Source organism: Blastococcus sp. URHD0036 (assembly GCF_000701365.1).
In the GTDB taxonomy this organism is placed as follows: domain Bacteria; phylum Actinomycetota; class Actinomycetes; order Mycobacteriales; family Geodermatophilaceae; genus Trujillonella.
Genome location: NZ_JNIK01000016.1, coordinates 314,433 through 328,514, shown reverse-complemented (window position 1 = coordinate 328,514; position 14,082 = coordinate 314,433). Strand labels below are relative to the sequence as shown.

Sequence of the window (14,082 nt, the reverse complement as noted above, 5' to 3'; positions counted from 1 at the left end):
CCCCCGCTGGCTTCTCAGACAGTGGGATGTAAGTATTGCTGTGTGGGACAGCCTAACCCCGTAGCCGTGCTGGACAAAGCAGTGGCCATCCTCCGCGCGGTCGCCGACGAACCGGCCACCCTCGCCGAGCTGGTCGCACGCACCGGGCTGCCCCGGGCCACCGCGCACCGGCTGGCGGTGGCGCTGGAGGGCCACCGGCTGGTCCGGCGCACGCCGGCGGGGGCGTGGACGCCCGGGCCGGGCCTCGCCGAGCTCGGTCGCAGCGGGGCGGATCTGGGCGAGGTCGCCGGCCGGCACCTGGCCGCGCTCCGCGACGCCAGTGGCGAGAGCGCGCAGTTCTACGTGCGCGACGGCGCCGCCCGCGTCTGCCTGGCCGCGGCCGAGCGAGCCTCGGGCCTGCGCGACACCGTCCCAGTGGGCGCCCGGCTGCCCATGACCGCCGGGTCGGCCGCGCACGCACTGCTGGCCTTCGCCCCCGCGGAGGAGGTCACGCCCCTGCTGCCGTCGGCGAGCTTCACCGCGCGCACCCTCCTCGACGTCCGCCGGCGCGGCTGGGCGCACAGCGTCGCCGAGCGGGAGCCGGGCGTGGCCTCGCTGTCGGCACCCGTCCGTGACGCCACGGGCGGCGTCCTCGGTGCGGTCTCGATCAGCGGGCCCGTCGAGCGGCTGGGTCGCCGTCCGGCGCCCGAGGTGGTCGGCGCCGTCCTCGAGGCCGCCGCCGCGATCGGCCGCTCCGCCCGCTGAGCCGCGGAGGGAGACCGCTGGGCCTGTCCGTGCCGGCGAACCAGGCGTAGACAACGGCCATGACCGACACCGTCGCCCGGGGCCGGGCCCGCACCGCCGAGCCCGGGGAGGGCATCGGCCTGGACGAGCTGGCCCTCGCCACCCGCAACCACGGGCTGCCGCTGGAGGCCCTGCGCTACGACGTGACCCCGCCCGGGCTGCACTACGTGCTCACCCACTACGACATCCCCGCCGTCGACCCGGCCTCCTGGCGGCTGGGGATCACGGGGGCGGTGCAGCAGCCGCTCGACCTGGACCTCACCGCGCTGCAGGCCCGGCCCGCGGTCACCTCCCGGGTCACGCTGGAGTGCGCCGGCAACGGGCGCGCCCGCCTGGAGCCCCGCCCGGTCAGCCAGCCGTGGCTGCTGGAGGCGGTGGGCACCGCGGAGTGGACCGGCGTCCCCCTCGCCCCGCTCCTCGAGGAGGCCGGCGTCTCCGCCGGCGCCGTCGACGTCGTCTTCACCGGGGCCGACCACGGCGTCGAGCGGGGCGTGGAGCAGGACTACGCCCGCGCCCTCCCGCTCGCCGAGGCGATGCGCCCCGACGTCCTGCTCGCCTGGGCCATGAACGGCGCCGACCTCCCGCCGCAGCACGGGGCACCGCTGCGCCTGGTCGTGCCCGGCTGGTACGGGATGGCGCACGTGAAGTGGCTGACCCGGATCGAGGTCCTGGACCACGAGTTCGACGGCTTCCAGAACGCCGTCGCCTACCGGCTGAAGACCGAGCCGGGCGACCCCGGCACCCCGGTCGACCGGATCCGCCCGCGCGCTCTGCTCGCGCCGCCCGGCTTCCCGGACTTCATGAGCCGCGAGCGGTTCCTGCCTGCCGGGCCCGTGCAGCTGTCCGGCCGCGCCTGGTCCGGCCGCGCGCCGATCACCCGCGTCGAGGTCAGCACCGACGGCGGCGGCACCTGGACCGACGCCGAGCTCGACCCGCCCGACCCGGCGCACCCCTTCGCCTGGCGCTCCTGGACGCTCGACTGGACGGCGCCCCCGGGCCGGCACGAACTGGTCGTGCGCGCCGCGGACTCCTCCGGCGCCCAGCCACTGGAACAGGAGTGGAACCGGCAGGGCATGGCGAACAACCTGGTCCAGCAGGTGCCGGTCACCGTCTCCTAGTGCCGGGCGCCGGGCCCGTCGTCGGCCGGCCCGTCCTCGGCCGGCAGCTCGGTCGGGTCGACCACGATCGGGCGCAGCCGCGACCACAGGGCGAACCCGGCCGCGACGAGGACCATCACGATCCCCGACCACAGGTTGGCGTTCACGTCGCCCGTCCCCTCGGACTTCTGATCGGGGTCGACGATCCCGTAGACGACCAGCACGAGGCCGTAGAAGCCGATCAGCGCCGCGATCACGTTGCGGACGTCGAAGGCGCCGGCGGAGTGCGCACCGACGGGCTGGGTGCCGCCGCGGGTGGTCGGCTCGCTCATCTCGGGCTCCTGGGTGCTCATCGGAAGATCACGTTGAGGGCGACGACCATGACCAGCGAGATGGTCGCCAGGGGCACCGGCGACTGGTACCAGGGCAGCTCGTGCGCGTCGGGGTCGGTGCGCTGCTCCTTGGGCGTCTCGCTGTAGACCAGCCCGGCCAGCTCGTGCGCCGGTTTGGGCTGGGTGACCATCGTGACCGCGACGCTGACCACGATGTCGACGACGAACGCGGCGCTGGCGGCGAGGAAGCTCGCGCCCTGGCCGCCGACGGAGATGACGCCGAGGGACGCCGTCCCGAAGGCGTCCTCGCTCAGGAAGGCCACGGCGACCGCGGCGAGGGTGCCCGACACCAGACCGACCCAGCCGGCCGTCGCCGTCATCCGCTTCCAGAACATGCCGAGGATGAAGGTGGCGAACAGCGGGGCGTTGAAGAACCCGAACAGCGTCTGCAGGTAGTCCATCAGGTTCTGGTAGCCGGACGCGATGATCGCCGTCCCGATCGCGACGACGGTGGCGCCCACCGTCGCCCAGCGGCCCACCTTCAGGTAGTAGCCGTCGGGCCGGTCCTTCTTCACGTACTGCTGCCACAGGTCGTAGCTGAAGACGGTGTTGAAGGCCGAGATGTTCGCGGCCATGCCGGCCATGAACGCGGCCAGCAGGCCGGCGATCGCGACGCCGAGCAGGCCGTTGGGGAGGACGTCGCTGATCAGCCCGAGGATCGCGTTGTTGTACTCGAAGTCGGGGTCGGCCTCGGCCTTCGCCTTGGCCACCTCCGGCACGAGGACGCCGGCGATGATGCCCGGGATGACCACGATGAAGGGCACGAACATCTTCGGGAACGACCCGATGATCGGCGTGCTCCGGGCCGCGGACATCGACTTGGTCGCCATCGCCCGCTGCACCTCGACGAAGTTCGTCGTCCAGTAGCCGAAGGAGAGCACGAAGCCGAGCCCGAAGACGATGCCGATGACCGACAGCACCGGGCTGTCGAAGGTCGACAGCTCCGTGCCGGGCCACGACTTCAGCTGTTCCTCACCGCCCGCACCGCGCACCTTGTCGATCAGGCCGTCGATCCCGCCCACCCGGTGCAGGCCGATGAGGGTCAGCGGCAGCAGCGCGGCGACGATGACGAAGAACTGCAGCACCTCGTTGTAGATGGCCGCCGAGAGGCCACCGAAGGTGATGTAGCTGAGGACCACGGCCGCGGCGACGATCAGCGACAGCCACAGGGGCCAGCCCAGCAGCAGCTCGACGATCTTCGCGAGCAGGAACAGGTTGATGCCGGCGATGAGGATCTGGGCGACGGCGAAGCTCAGCGCGTTCACCAGGTGGGCCCCGGTGCCGAACCGGCGGCGCATGAACTCCGGGACGCTGCGGACCTTCGACCCGTAGTAGAAGGGCATCATCACGATGCCGAGGAACAGCATCGCCGGAACCGCGCCGACCCAGAAGTAGTGCATCGTCGGCATGCCGTACTGGGCGCCGTTGGCCGACATCCCGACGATCTCGACGGCTCCGAGGTTGGCCGAGATGAACGCCAGGCCGGTGACCCAGGCCGGCAGCGACCGGCCGGACAGGAAGAAGTCCAGGCTGTCGGAGACCCGCCGCCGGGCGGCGGCCCCGATCAGCAGGACGACGGCGAAGTAGGCGATGACCAGCATGTAGTCGACCCAGTTGGCGTCGAGGCGCAGATCGCCCACGCGGACCTCCGTTGTCTCGCAGGTGGTTGGTTCAGCTGAGCCGGCGGGCTCCCGGCGAGGGCACGGCGAGGGAGGTCCGGGGCGCGCTGTACCCGTGTTCCCGGAATCGACGCGTGATCACGTCGGTCACCCGATCGACGGACCCGGCCTCGACCAGCACGATCGCGCTCCCGCCGAACCCGCCGCCGACCATCCGGGCCCCCTCGGCACCGGCCTCGAGCGCGGCGGCGACGCAGGTGTCCAGTTCCGGCGTCGAGATCTGGAAGTCGTCGCGCAGCGAGGCGTGCCCGGCGGTGAGCACCGGCCCGACCGCCCGCGGGTCGCCGGTGTCGCGCAGCAGCCGCACGACCTCCAGCACGCGGGCGTCCTCGGTGACCACGTGGCGGGCACGGCGCAGCAGCACCGCGCCGTCGTCGGTCCCGTCGTCCAGCGGGGCGAGGGCGTCGACGTCGGCGACGTCCCGCAGCGCCCGCACGCCCAGGTGCTCCGCGGCCTGCTCGCACTCGCGCCGCCGGTCGCCGTAGCCCCCGGTCGCGTGGCTGTGCGTCGTCCCGGTGTCGACGACCAGCAGCACCAGCCCGGCCGCCTCGAGGTCCAGCGGGACCTGCTCGCTGCTGCGGTCGCGGGTGTCGAGGAACAGGGCGTGGCCGGCGGTGCACAGCAGCGACGCCGATTGGTCGAGGATCCCGGTCGGCGCCCCGACGAAGTCGTTCTCGGCCGCGCGGGCGACGTCGACCAGGTCGGCCACCGACAGTTCCGGGGCGGCGAGGTCGCGCAGCGCCAGGGCCACGGAGCACGACAGCGCCGCCGACGACGACAGCCCCATCCCCGCCGGCACGTCACCGTCGACGAGCACGCTCACCCCGCCGGGCACCCGCTCCCGCAGCTCCTGCACGACGCCCGCCGGGTAGCCGGCCCAGCCCGCCGGGTGCCCGGGTGCCAGGTCCGCCAGGTCCAGCTCGACCCGCTGGTCGGGGTGCTGCGCCGAGACGAGGGCGAGGCGGCCGTCGGCTCGGCGGGCCACCGCGGCCCGGGTGGTCTGACCCAGCGCGACCGGGAGCACGAAGCCCTCGTTGTAGTCGGTGTGCTCGCCGATGACGTTGACCCGGCCGGGCGCCGCCCAGACGCCCTCCGGCTCGGCGTCGAAGGCGGTGACGAACGCGGCGCGGGCGACCGCCCCCAGCTCGGCGTCGGAGCTCACGGGACGACCACGTTCCGCAGCTGCTCCGCGACGTCCTCGGGGCTCGTGTCGCTGATGAAGGCGCCCATGCCCGACTCCGAGCCGGCGAGGTACTTCAGCTTGCCCGGGGCGCGGCGCAGGCTGAACAGCTGCAGGTGCAGCCACCAGTCCTCGCGGCCACGGTGCACCGGGGCCTGGTTCCAGGCGGCGATGTAGTTCATCGGCTCGTCGAAGCGGTGGGCGAACCGGCCGAGCGAGTCGCCGAAGAGCTCCGCGAGCGCCGTCCGCTCCTCGCCGGTGAGTGCCGGGAGATCGGGCACCCGGCGGTGCGGGAACAGCTGCAGCTCGTAGGGCCAGCGGGCGGCGGCCGGCACGAAGGCGGTCCAGTGCTCGTTGGCCGCGACCACCCGCGGTCCGCCCCGCTCGGCGGCCACGACGTCGGCGAAGAGGTCGCCGCCGGTCTGCTCGCGGTGCCGCTCGACCGAGGCGAGGACCCGCTCGACCCGGGAGGGCAGGAAGGGGTAGGCGTAGACCTGCCCGTGCGGATGGCCCAGCGTCACCCCGATCTCCTCGCCGTGGTTCTCGAAGGGGTAGACGTACTCGACGCCCTCGATCGCGGCCAGCGTCGCCGTCCGGTCGGCCCAGACGTCGACCAGCAGGCGCAGCCGCTCGGCACCCAGCTCGGCCGGGGCGCGGTCGTGGTCGCTCGTGAAGACCACGACCTCGCAGCGGCCGAACCCGGGGCGCTGCTCCGCGTAGGGGGCGCCGGGGGCCGTCGGCGGGACGTCGGGGTCGACCGCGGTGGCCAGCGACGGGAACCGGTTCTCGAAGACGACGACCTGGTAGTCGGCCTCCGGCACCTCGGTCGGCGGACGACCGGGCCGGGTGGGGCACAGCGGGCACTCGTCGGCCGGCGGGAGGAAGGTCCGCGACTGCCGGTGGGCGGCGTAGACGACCCACTCGCCGAGCAGCGCGTCCCAGCGCAGCTGCGAGTGCGTGCCGACCGCCGGGAGGTCCCGGGTGTCGGGGGTGTCGTGGGAGACCGCCGACCCGTCCACCTCGTAGTAGAGGATCTCGCGGCCGTCGGCCATCCGACGACTCGTGCGGATCACGTGCCCCGCCCTCCTGCCGCCCCGGCGGGCCGCGCCGGTGCTCGACGCTAGTCGCGCCGCTGGTCAGCCGCCTGCGCGGGGGCCCGGTGGCCGGGAACGGCGAGAGCCCCCGGCCGGTGGGGCCGGGGGCTCTCGGACGCGTAGCCCCGAAGGGATTCGAACCCTCGCTACCGCCGTGAGAGGGCGGCGTCCTGGGCCGCTAGACGACGGGGCCGTGCACTGCCATCGTGCCACGCTCACCGACGCGCGCCGCACCTGGGGGTGCCGCGCCACGGGGCCCGGGAACGGCGAGAGCCCCCGACCGTGGGTCGGGGGCTCTCGGTCGCGTAGCCCCGAAGGGATTCGAACCCTCGCTACCGCCGTGAGAGGGCGGCGTCCTGGGCCGCTAGACGACGGGGCCGTGCGGTGGTGCTGAGGAGATGGCGCTTCCTCGCTGGGGTACCAGGACTCGAACCTAGACTAACGGAACCAGAAACCGTCGGGCTGCCAATTACCCCATACCCCAAGGGTCGTGCACGCCTCGCGGCGCGGGAACAACCATACCCGACCCGCTGAGCGGTCCCGCGCACCCCCTCCCCTCAGCGGGCCGCGGCGCCGACCGGCCGGAGCCGCAGGTCCTGTGCCGGCGTGCGGGTCGCGGGTGGCCGACGGCCCACCGACCTGCGCACGAGCAGCACGTACGCCGCCATCGCCAGGACGTCGAGCAGCACCACCACGAGACCGGACCAGCCGCTGACCGTTGCATCGGTCTCCACGCCCTCCCCCAGCGCGCCGGCCAGCAGGAAGACCAGCACGTTGTTCACCGCGTGGAGCACGATCGCCGCCTCCAGCCCGCCGGTCAGCGCCACCACCGCCGAGGCGGCCAGCCCGAAGGCGAACCGGTCGAGGAACAGCAGGAGGTCGCCGGGCACGTGGGCCAGCGAGAACAGCGTCGCGGTCAGGAGCGCCGCGACCAGGGCCCCGGCCCGTTCCCGCCCGATCCAGGCCGCGATCGCCTGACTGAGGTACCCGCGGAAGACGTACTCCTCGGCGGCCGACTGCAGCGGCGTGGTGAGCAGCACGAAGAACACCAGCAGCGCGAACGAGCGGACCGGCCCGGTGACCTCCGCGCCGTCGTCCAGGGCGACGCCGAGGCCGAGCTGTACGGCGATGCCCAGGCCCAGGGCGAGCACCGCCAGCGGGACGTAGGCGCGGAACAGGTCCCACCGAAGCCGGCCGAGCACCGAGGAGGAGGACCCGATCGGCAGCTGGTGCGCGGCCACCCAGCACAGCCAGACGACGGGGATCGCGACGATCAGGCTGAGGTTGGTGATCAGCAGGGTCGCCGGGTCGGTGAGGTCGTCGAACTCCAGGTCGACCGCCCCGCGCGACACCACGGCCACGGCACCCAGGAAGACGACGGCGAACGCGCCCACCGTGTAGACGACGGCGAACAGGAACAGCCCGAGCAGCGGCTGCCACCAGCGCCAGGTCCGCGCGCGCATGACCAGCAGGAACGGTGTGGGCACGTCGTGCGGCAGCGGCTTGGGCAGCGCCCAGGGCGGCACCGCCCACGGTGGTGGCGGGCCCCACGACGGGCCCCACGGTGCCGGCGGGCCCCACGGTGCCGGGCCGGGGGGTCCCGTCCACGGCCCCGGTGGGCCGCTCGGGTGGGTGTGCGGTCCCGGGGGCATCGGCACCGGCCCGAGCGGCCAGGGCACCGGGCCGGGGGCACCCGGGGGCAGGTGCGGGTGCAGGCCGGGCAGTGCTCCGGGGACCAGCGGTGGCGCGCCGTAGCGGGCCGTCGGCGGCGGCCCCGCGTAGGGCTCGTCTCCCCAGCCGGGGCCGCCGGCCTCGGTCATCCCCCGTGCGCCCGTGCCGCGGCCAGGCGGTGGAGGGTGCGCTCCCGGCCGAGCAGCTCGATCGACTCGTACAGCGGCGGGGACACCGTGCGGCCGCTGACCGCGACCCGCACCGGGCCGAACGCCTGCCGGGGCTTGCGGCCCAGACCGTCGACGAGCGCGGTCTTCAGTGCCTCCTCGATCGCGGCGGTGGACCAGTCGGCGAGGCCCGTGAGCGCGGCGGTGGCGGCGTCCAGGACCTCGGCGGCGTCGTCCCCGGCCAGCTGCTTCGCCGCGGCGGCGGGGTCGATCTCCACCTCGTCGGTGAAGAGGAAGCCGAGCAGGCCGACGGCGTCGGAGAGCACGATCATCCGCTCCTGGGCCAGCGGCGCGATGGCCCGCAGGACCCGCTCCTGCTCCTCGGTCGGCGGGTCGGCGATCAGCCCGGCGCCGGCGAGGAAGGGCCGCACGTGCCGGAGGAACTCCTCGATCGGCAGCGCGCGCAGGTGGGTGGCGTTGATCGCCTCGGCCTTCTTGAGGTCGAAGCGGGCCGGGTTGGCGCTCACCCGGGTGACGTCGAAGGCCTCGACCATCTCCGCCACGGAGAACACGTCCCGGTCGTCGGCGATCGCCCAGCCGAGCAGGGCCAGGTAGTTGATCAGCCCCTCGGGCAGGAACCCGCGCTCGCGGTAGACGTCGAAGTTCGACTGCGGGTCGCGCTTGGACAGCTTCTTGTTGCCCTCGCCGAACACCAGCGGCAGGTGCCCGAACCGCGGGGTGCCCGGCGCGACGCCGATGTCGGTCAGCGCCCGGTAGAGCGCGATCTGCCGCGGGGTGGAGGGCAGCAGGTCCTCGCCGCGGAGCACGTCGGTGATGCCCATCAGGGCGTCGTCCACCGGGTTGGTGAAGGGGTACAGCGGCGCGCCGTTGCCGCGCATCAGCACGAAGTCCGGCACCGAGCCGGCCGCGAAGGAGATCTCCCCGCGGACGAGGTCGGTCCAGGCGATGTCGGTCTCCGGCATCCGCAGCCGCAGCACCGGCAGCCGGCCCTCGTCGCGGAAGGCCTGCTTCTGCGCGTCGGTGAGGTGCCGGTCGGCGTTGTCGTAGCCGAGCTTGGGGTCCTGCCCGGCGGCCCGGCGGCGGGCGTCGACCTCCTCGTTGGTGGAGAACGACTCGTAGGCGTGGCCGGAGGCCAGCAGCTTCCCGGCGATCTCGCGGTAGACCTCGGACCGCTCCGACTGCCGGTACGGCCCGTTCGGCCCGCCGACCTCGGGCCCCTCGTCCCAGTCCATCCCGAGCCAGCGCATGCAGTCGAGCAGGTGCCGGTAGGACTCGTCGCTGTCGCGGGCGGCGTCGGTGTCCTCGATGCGGAAGACGAAGGTGCCGCCGGTGTGGCGGGCGTGCGCCCAGTTGAACAGCGCCGTCCGCATGGCGCCGACGTGCACCAGGCCGGTCGGCGAGGGACAGAACCGGGTCTTCACCGGGGCGGTCACCGCGCGCCGCCGGCCGAGGAGACGGTGTCGGCACCGGAGACGGTGTTGGCCAGCGTGCCCAGCCCCTCGATCGACACCTCGACGCGCTGCCCCGGCGCGATCGGCCCGACCCCGGACGGCGTCCCGGTGAGGACGACGTCGCCGGGGAGCAGGGTCATCACCCGCGAGATGTAGGAGATGAGCGTCGGCACGTCGAAGAGCAGCTGGCTCGTGCGGCCGTCCTGGCGCAGCTCGCCGTCGACGGTGCAGGTGACCTGCAGGTCGGCCGGGTCCTTGCCGATGCCCGGGAGGTCGGTCTCGATCCACGGCCCGATCGGGCAGAACGAGTCGAAGCCCTTGGCGCGGGTCCACTGACCGTCGCTGCGCTGCATGTCCCGCTCGGTGACGTCGTTGCCGATCGTGTAGCCGAAGACGCTGGCCGGGACCTGCTCCGGGCTGACGTTGCGCGCGCCGCGGGCACCGATGACGACGGCGAGCTCGGCCTCGTGGTGCACGTTCGTGCTGCCCGGCGGGATGCGGATGGCGTCACCGGGGCCGATGACCGACGTCGACGGCTTGAGGAACAGCAGCGGCTCCTTCGGCGCGTCCCCGGTGTTCATCTCCTTGACGTGGTCGGCGTAGTTCTTCCCGACGCAGACGACCTTGCTGGGCAGGATCGGCGAGAGCAGCCGGATGTCGGCCTGCGGGAACCGCTGCCCGGTGAAGGAGATGGAGCCGAACGGGTGGCCCTCGATCTGGGCGACCTGACCGTCACCGTCGAGGACACCGAAGGACATGCCGGAGGGCGAGGCGAAGCGGACGATGCGCACGGGTCGAGGCTACTGACCACCCGGGGTCCGGGCCGCGCCGCCGCCGTCCACCGCCTACGGTCGGGGGTCATGGCCTGCCGTCTCTCCGAGATCGTCGTCGACAGCCGCGACCCCGAGGCGCTCGCCGCCTGGTGGGCGGAGGTGCTCGGCTACCGGGTCCTCTCCCGGGAGGACGGCGCCGTCGAGATCGGCCCGGAGGCGGGCTTCGGCGGTCCCGCTCCCACGCTCGTCTTCGGACCCGTCGGCGAGCTCGCCCCGACCGGGGGGCGGATGCACGTCGACGTCAACGCCACCGACTGCGACCAGGAGGCGGAGCTGCAGCGGCTGCTGGCGCTCGGCGCCGTGCCGGCCGACGTCGGGCAGACCGGGGACGAGGGCTGGCACGTGCTGGCCGACCCGGAGGGCAACGTGTTCTGCCTGCTGCGCACCCGCCTCGACCCCTGAGCGGGCGATGTCCACCCAGGGCGCGTTCCCCGGCCGGAGACGCGCCCTGGGCGCACGTCAGCGGTGGCGGACGGCGTAGGTGAGCGCGTCGACGAGCGCGTGCCAGCTCGCCTCGACGACGTTGTCGTGCACGCCGACGGTGGTCCACTCCCCCACCCCGTCGGTGGTGTCGATCAGCACGCGGGTGCGGGCGCTCGTGCCGCCCTTCCAGCCGAGGATGCGCACCTTGTAGTCGGCGAGCTCGACCTCGGCCAGCTGCGGGTAGCGGGTCACCAGCGCCTGGCGCAGCGCCACGTCGAGGGCGTTCACCGGGCCGTTGCCCTCGGCGGTGCAGATGATCCGCTCCGTCGTCCCGTCGGGGTTGGGCACGTGCACCTTCACGGTGGCCTCGCCGACCACCAGGCCGTTGCCCCAGTGCTCGACGGTGGCGCGGTAGCTCTCCAGCTCGAACAGCGGCGGCGCCGCGTCGGGCAGCTGGGCGCGCAGCAGCAGCTCGAAGCTCGCGTCGGCGGCCTCGAACGACCAGCCGTCGGCCTCCAGCACCTTCACCTGGTCGACCACGCGGCCGATCGCGTCGCCCTGCCCGGCGAGGTCGACGCCGAGCTCGCGGCCCTTGAGCTCCACCGAGGCGCGGCCGGCCATCTCGGTGACCAGGATGCGCATGTCGTTGCCCACGACGGCCGGGTCGAGGTGGTTGTAGAGCTCGGGGCTGACCTTGATGGCGCTGGCGTGCAGCCCGGCCTTGTGCGCGAACGCCGAGGCGCCGACGAAGGGCTGGTGGTCGTCGGGCGCGATGTTGGCGAGCTCGGCGATGGCGTGGCTGACCCGCTGCAGCTCGGGCAGGCAGTCGGCCGGCACCACGGGGAGGTCCATCTTCGTGACGAGGTTCGCGATCAGCTGGAAGGTGTCGGCGTTGCCGGCCCGCTCGCCGTAGCCGTTCGCGGTGCCCTGGACGTGCGTCACGCCGGCCTCGACCGCGGCGAGGGTGTTGGCCACCGCGCAGCCGGTGTCGTTCTGGCAGTGGATCCCGAGCTTCCCGCCGGTACGGGCCCGCACGTCGGCGACCACCCGGCCGACCGTCATCGGCAGCATGCCGCCGTTGGTGTCGCACAGGACGCCGACCTCCGCGCCGGCCCCGAACGCCGCCTCCAGCACGCGCACCCCGTAGTCGCGGTCGGCGGCGTACCCGTCGAAGAAGTGCTCGCAGTCGAGGAACACCCGCCGGCCGTGCGCGACCAGGTACGCGACGGTGTCGGCCACCATCGCGAGGTTCTCCTCCAGCGTCGTCCGCAGCGCCTCGCGCACGTGCCGGACGTCGGACTTGGCGACCAGGCAGACCACCGGCGTCTGGGCCTCGAGGAGCGCGGCGACCTGCGGGTCGTCCTCCACGCGGACGCCGGCCTTGCGGGTGGCTCCGAACGCCACGAGCTGCGCGTGCTCCAGCTTGAGTTCGGTGCGGGCACGGGCGAAGAACTCGGTGTCCTTGGGCAGCGCCCCCGGCCAGCCGCCCTCGATGTAGCCGACGCCGATCTCGTCCAGCAGCCGCGCCACGGCGAGCTTGTCGGCGACGGAGTAGCTGACGCCCTCGCGCTGCGCACCGTCGCGCAGGGTGGTGTCGAAGACGTGGAAGTCGAGATCGGTGGACATCGGATCTCCTGCGGAGGGTGGATTCGGCCCGGACACGAAAAAGACCCCCCGGGTACGGGAGGTCTGCGCGCAGTCGGAGGAGGTGACTGCGCGCTAGCGAATGGCGATCGTGCCGGTGCGGGACATCACCGCCGAGTAAAGCACAGGCGGCGCGCCGCTCAGCCGGCCTCGGGGAACAGGCAGACGGCGAGCTCGGCGCCGGTGGTCCCGTCGGCCACCAGCCGGGTCAGCTCGCCGGGCCGGTCGAGGGCGAGCACGCTGCCGGCCGGGAGCTCGCGCCCGCCGTCGCGCAGCGCTCCCCCGAGGACGACGGCGTATCCACGACCGCTCGCCGGCAGGCCCTCGGCCTCGGGCGTCGCGCCCGGGGGCAGGCGCAGGGCCAGGGCGCGGGCACCACGCCGGGTCCGGGCCAGCTCTCGGGCCCGGGTGCCCGGCTGCGCGGTGCCGTCGAGGGCGCAGGTGAAGTGCTCCCCTCCCCCGCCCGCAGCGCGCCGCTTCGCCCGCTCCTCCGGCATGGGGTTGATGCCCGTCGTGGGCTCCAGCCGCAGCGTCACGTACTCCAGGCCGACGGCGGGGTCGGTCCGGATCGGTCCGTAGGCGGTGTATGCGTCGGCGTAGTGCAGGACGCCGCGGCCGACCGGCTCGCGCCCCAGCGTCCCCGCGCCGCCGACGACGACCTGGAACTGGTCCACCTCGTGGAAGTGGGCCCCGAGCTCCGCGGTCCCCTGCCGGACCAGGTAGGCCTGGGGGCCCGCGCCGGCATCGGTGTGGTCGCCCAGGTAGTCGCTCAGCGCGTACCCGTGACCGCGGTCGACCGTCCGGGTCTCGCTGGGGGTCACCGTGCGCATCGCTGCCTCCGTCGGATCGGGATCACCGCATGGTCAGGGTCGCACCGGCGTCCACCACCAGCGACTGCCCGGTGATCCACCGGGACTCGTCGCTGATGAGGAACGCGACCGCGTCGGCGACGTCCCAGGGGGTGCCCTCGTCGGGCACCAGCCCGGAGCGCCGCCGGCCGTCCCGTTAGGCCGCCGGATCGGCCTGGCGGGCGGCAGCGGCGGCCACCATCGGCGACCACACCTGACCGATCACGACCGTGTTGGCCCGCACGCGGTGCGGGCCCAGCTCGCCGGCCACCGACGTCGTCAGCCCCGTCAGGGCGGCTTTGCTGGTGGCGTAGGCCAGGGCGCCCGGCTGGTAGTACCGCATCCCGGCCGTGGAGCCGACCGTGACGATCGAGCCGCCACCCGCAGCGACGAGCGCCGGTGCGGCGGCGCGGACGCACCGCAGCGCTCCCGTCACGTTGACGTCGAGGACCTGCTGCCACGGGTCGGGATCCGGCGGGTGGAGCACCGAGGTGGCGCCGCCGATGCCGACGGTGCACACCAGACCGGTCAGCCGCCCGGAGAGGTCGACGGCGGCCTGCACCAGCGCGGCGGCGACCTCGGGATCGCGCACGTCCCCCGCGACGGCGGCCGCGGTCCCGCCGTCGTCCCGGATCCCCGCGGCCACCTGCTCTGCCCGGTCCCGGTGCAGGTCGCCGCAGACGACGGCCGCGCCCTGGGCGGCCAGCAGCCGGCCGATCGCCTGCCCGTTGCCCACCCCCTCGCCGGTACCGGCGCCGGTCACGACGACGCTGTGGCCGGCCAGCCGGTCGCGCAGGGC

The 14,082-nt window shown here is 73.9% G+C and carries 12 protein-coding genes, 3 tRNA genes and 1 pseudogene; 3 read left to right on the top strand and 13 right to left on the bottom strand.

The window, feature by feature from the left end; genetic code table 11:
* Positions 1-42: 42 nt before the first annotated feature.
* Positions 43-744 carry an IclR family transcriptional regulator gene (locus N555_RS0117910; protein ID WP_081866322.1) on the top strand — a complete coding sequence of 234 codons (702 nt, stop codon included), beginning with the start codon at positions 43-45 and terminating at the stop codon, positions 742-744.
* Between the two features lie 59 nt (positions 745-803).
* Positions 804-1,901 carry a sulfite oxidase gene (locus N555_RS0117905; RefSeq protein ID WP_029432868.1) on the top strand — a complete coding sequence of 366 codons (1,098 nt, stop codon included), beginning with the start codon at positions 804-806 and terminating at the stop codon, positions 1,899-1,901.
* Here the strand turns inward: N555_RS0117905 and N555_RS0117900 are convergent.
* The 10 genes from N555_RS0117900 to N555_RS0117850 all read right to left on the bottom strand — a co-directional run bounded on the left by N555_RS0117900 (position 1,898) and on the right by N555_RS0117850 (position 10,326).
* A complete protein-coding gene (locus N555_RS0117900) occupies positions 1,898-2,212 on the bottom strand; it encodes a hypothetical protein (protein WP_029432867.1) in 315 nt (104 codons plus the stop codon). The genes N555_RS0117905 and N555_RS0117900 overlap by 4 nt on opposite strands.
* Before the next feature lie 17 nt (positions 2,213-2,229).
* Positions 2,230-3,912: a sodium:solute symporter family protein gene (locus N555_RS0117895; protein WP_029432866.1), complete on the bottom strand. Its 1,683-nt coding sequence runs from the start codon at positions 3,910-3,912 to the stop codon at positions 2,230-2,232.
* A gap of 31 nt (positions 3,913-3,943) precedes the next feature.
* On the bottom strand, positions 3,944-5,113 hold the full coding sequence (gene galK, locus N555_RS0117890) for a galactokinase (RefSeq protein ID WP_029432865.1): 1,170 nt from the start codon (positions 5,111-5,113) through the stop codon (positions 3,944-3,946).
* Entirely contained in the window at positions 5,110-6,204 is a 1,095-nt protein-coding gene (gene galT / locus N555_RS0117885; protein WP_156036407.1) for a galactose-1-phosphate uridylyltransferase, read from the bottom strand. Before galT ends, galK begins: the two co-directional genes overlap by 4 nt.
* A gap of 141 nt (positions 6,205-6,345) precedes the next feature.
* Positions 6,346-6,418: transfer RNA gene (locus N555_RS0117880), tRNA-Glu, on the bottom strand.
* A 113-nt stretch (positions 6,419-6,531) separates the two neighbouring features.
* Positions 6,532-6,604: transfer RNA gene (locus tag N555_RS0117870), tRNA-Glu, on the bottom strand.
* A 33-nt stretch (positions 6,605-6,637) separates the two neighbouring features.
* Positions 6,638-6,709 (bottom strand) — tRNA-Gln (locus tag N555_RS0117865).
* A gap of 73 nt (positions 6,710-6,782) precedes the next feature.
* Entirely contained in the window at positions 6,783-8,045 is a 1,263-nt protein-coding gene (locus tag N555_RS27000; RefSeq protein WP_156036406.1) for a CPBP family intramembrane glutamic endopeptidase, read from the bottom strand.
* Entirely contained in the window at positions 8,042-9,517 is a 1,476-nt protein-coding gene (gene gltX, locus N555_RS0117855) for a glutamate--tRNA ligase (RefSeq protein ID WP_029432862.1), read from the bottom strand. Before gltX ends, N555_RS27000 begins: the two co-directional genes overlap by 4 nt.
* Positions 9,514-10,326 carry a fumarylacetoacetate hydrolase family protein gene (locus N555_RS0117850; protein WP_029432861.1) on the bottom strand — a complete coding sequence of 271 codons (813 nt, stop codon included), beginning with the start codon at positions 10,324-10,326 and terminating at the stop codon, positions 9,514-9,516. Before N555_RS0117850 ends, gltX begins: the two co-directional genes overlap by 4 nt.
* A 69-nt stretch (positions 10,327-10,395) precedes the next feature.
* On the opposite strand from N555_RS0117850, the gene N555_RS0117845 reads away from it, so the two are divergent.
* On the top strand, positions 10,396-10,770 hold the full coding sequence (locus N555_RS0117845) for a VOC family protein (RefSeq protein WP_029432860.1): 375 nt from the start codon (positions 10,396-10,398) through the stop codon (positions 10,768-10,770).
* A gap of 57 nt (positions 10,771-10,827) precedes the next feature.
* On the opposite strand, the gene cimA is transcribed toward N555_RS0117845, so the two are convergent.
* The 3 genes and pseudogenes from cimA to N555_RS26165 all read right to left on the bottom strand — a co-directional run bounded on the left by cimA (position 10,828) and on the right by N555_RS26165 (position 14,046).
* Positions 10,828-12,417 carry a citramalate synthase gene (gene cimA, locus N555_RS0117840; protein ID WP_029432859.1) on the bottom strand — a complete coding sequence of 530 codons (1,590 nt, stop codon included), beginning with the start codon at positions 12,415-12,417 and terminating at the stop codon, positions 10,828-10,830.
* Between the two features lie 158 nt (positions 12,418-12,575).
* Complete coding sequence (locus tag N555_RS0117835) at positions 12,576-13,265, bottom strand: hypothetical protein (RefSeq protein ID WP_029432858.1); 690 nt, start codon at positions 13,263-13,265, stop codon at positions 12,576-12,578.
* Between the two features lie 22 nt (positions 13,266-13,287).
* A pseudogene (locus N555_RS26165) lies at positions 13,288-14,046 on the bottom strand (SDR family NAD(P)-dependent oxidoreductase).
* Between the last annotated feature and the right edge of the window lie 36 nt (positions 14,047-14,082).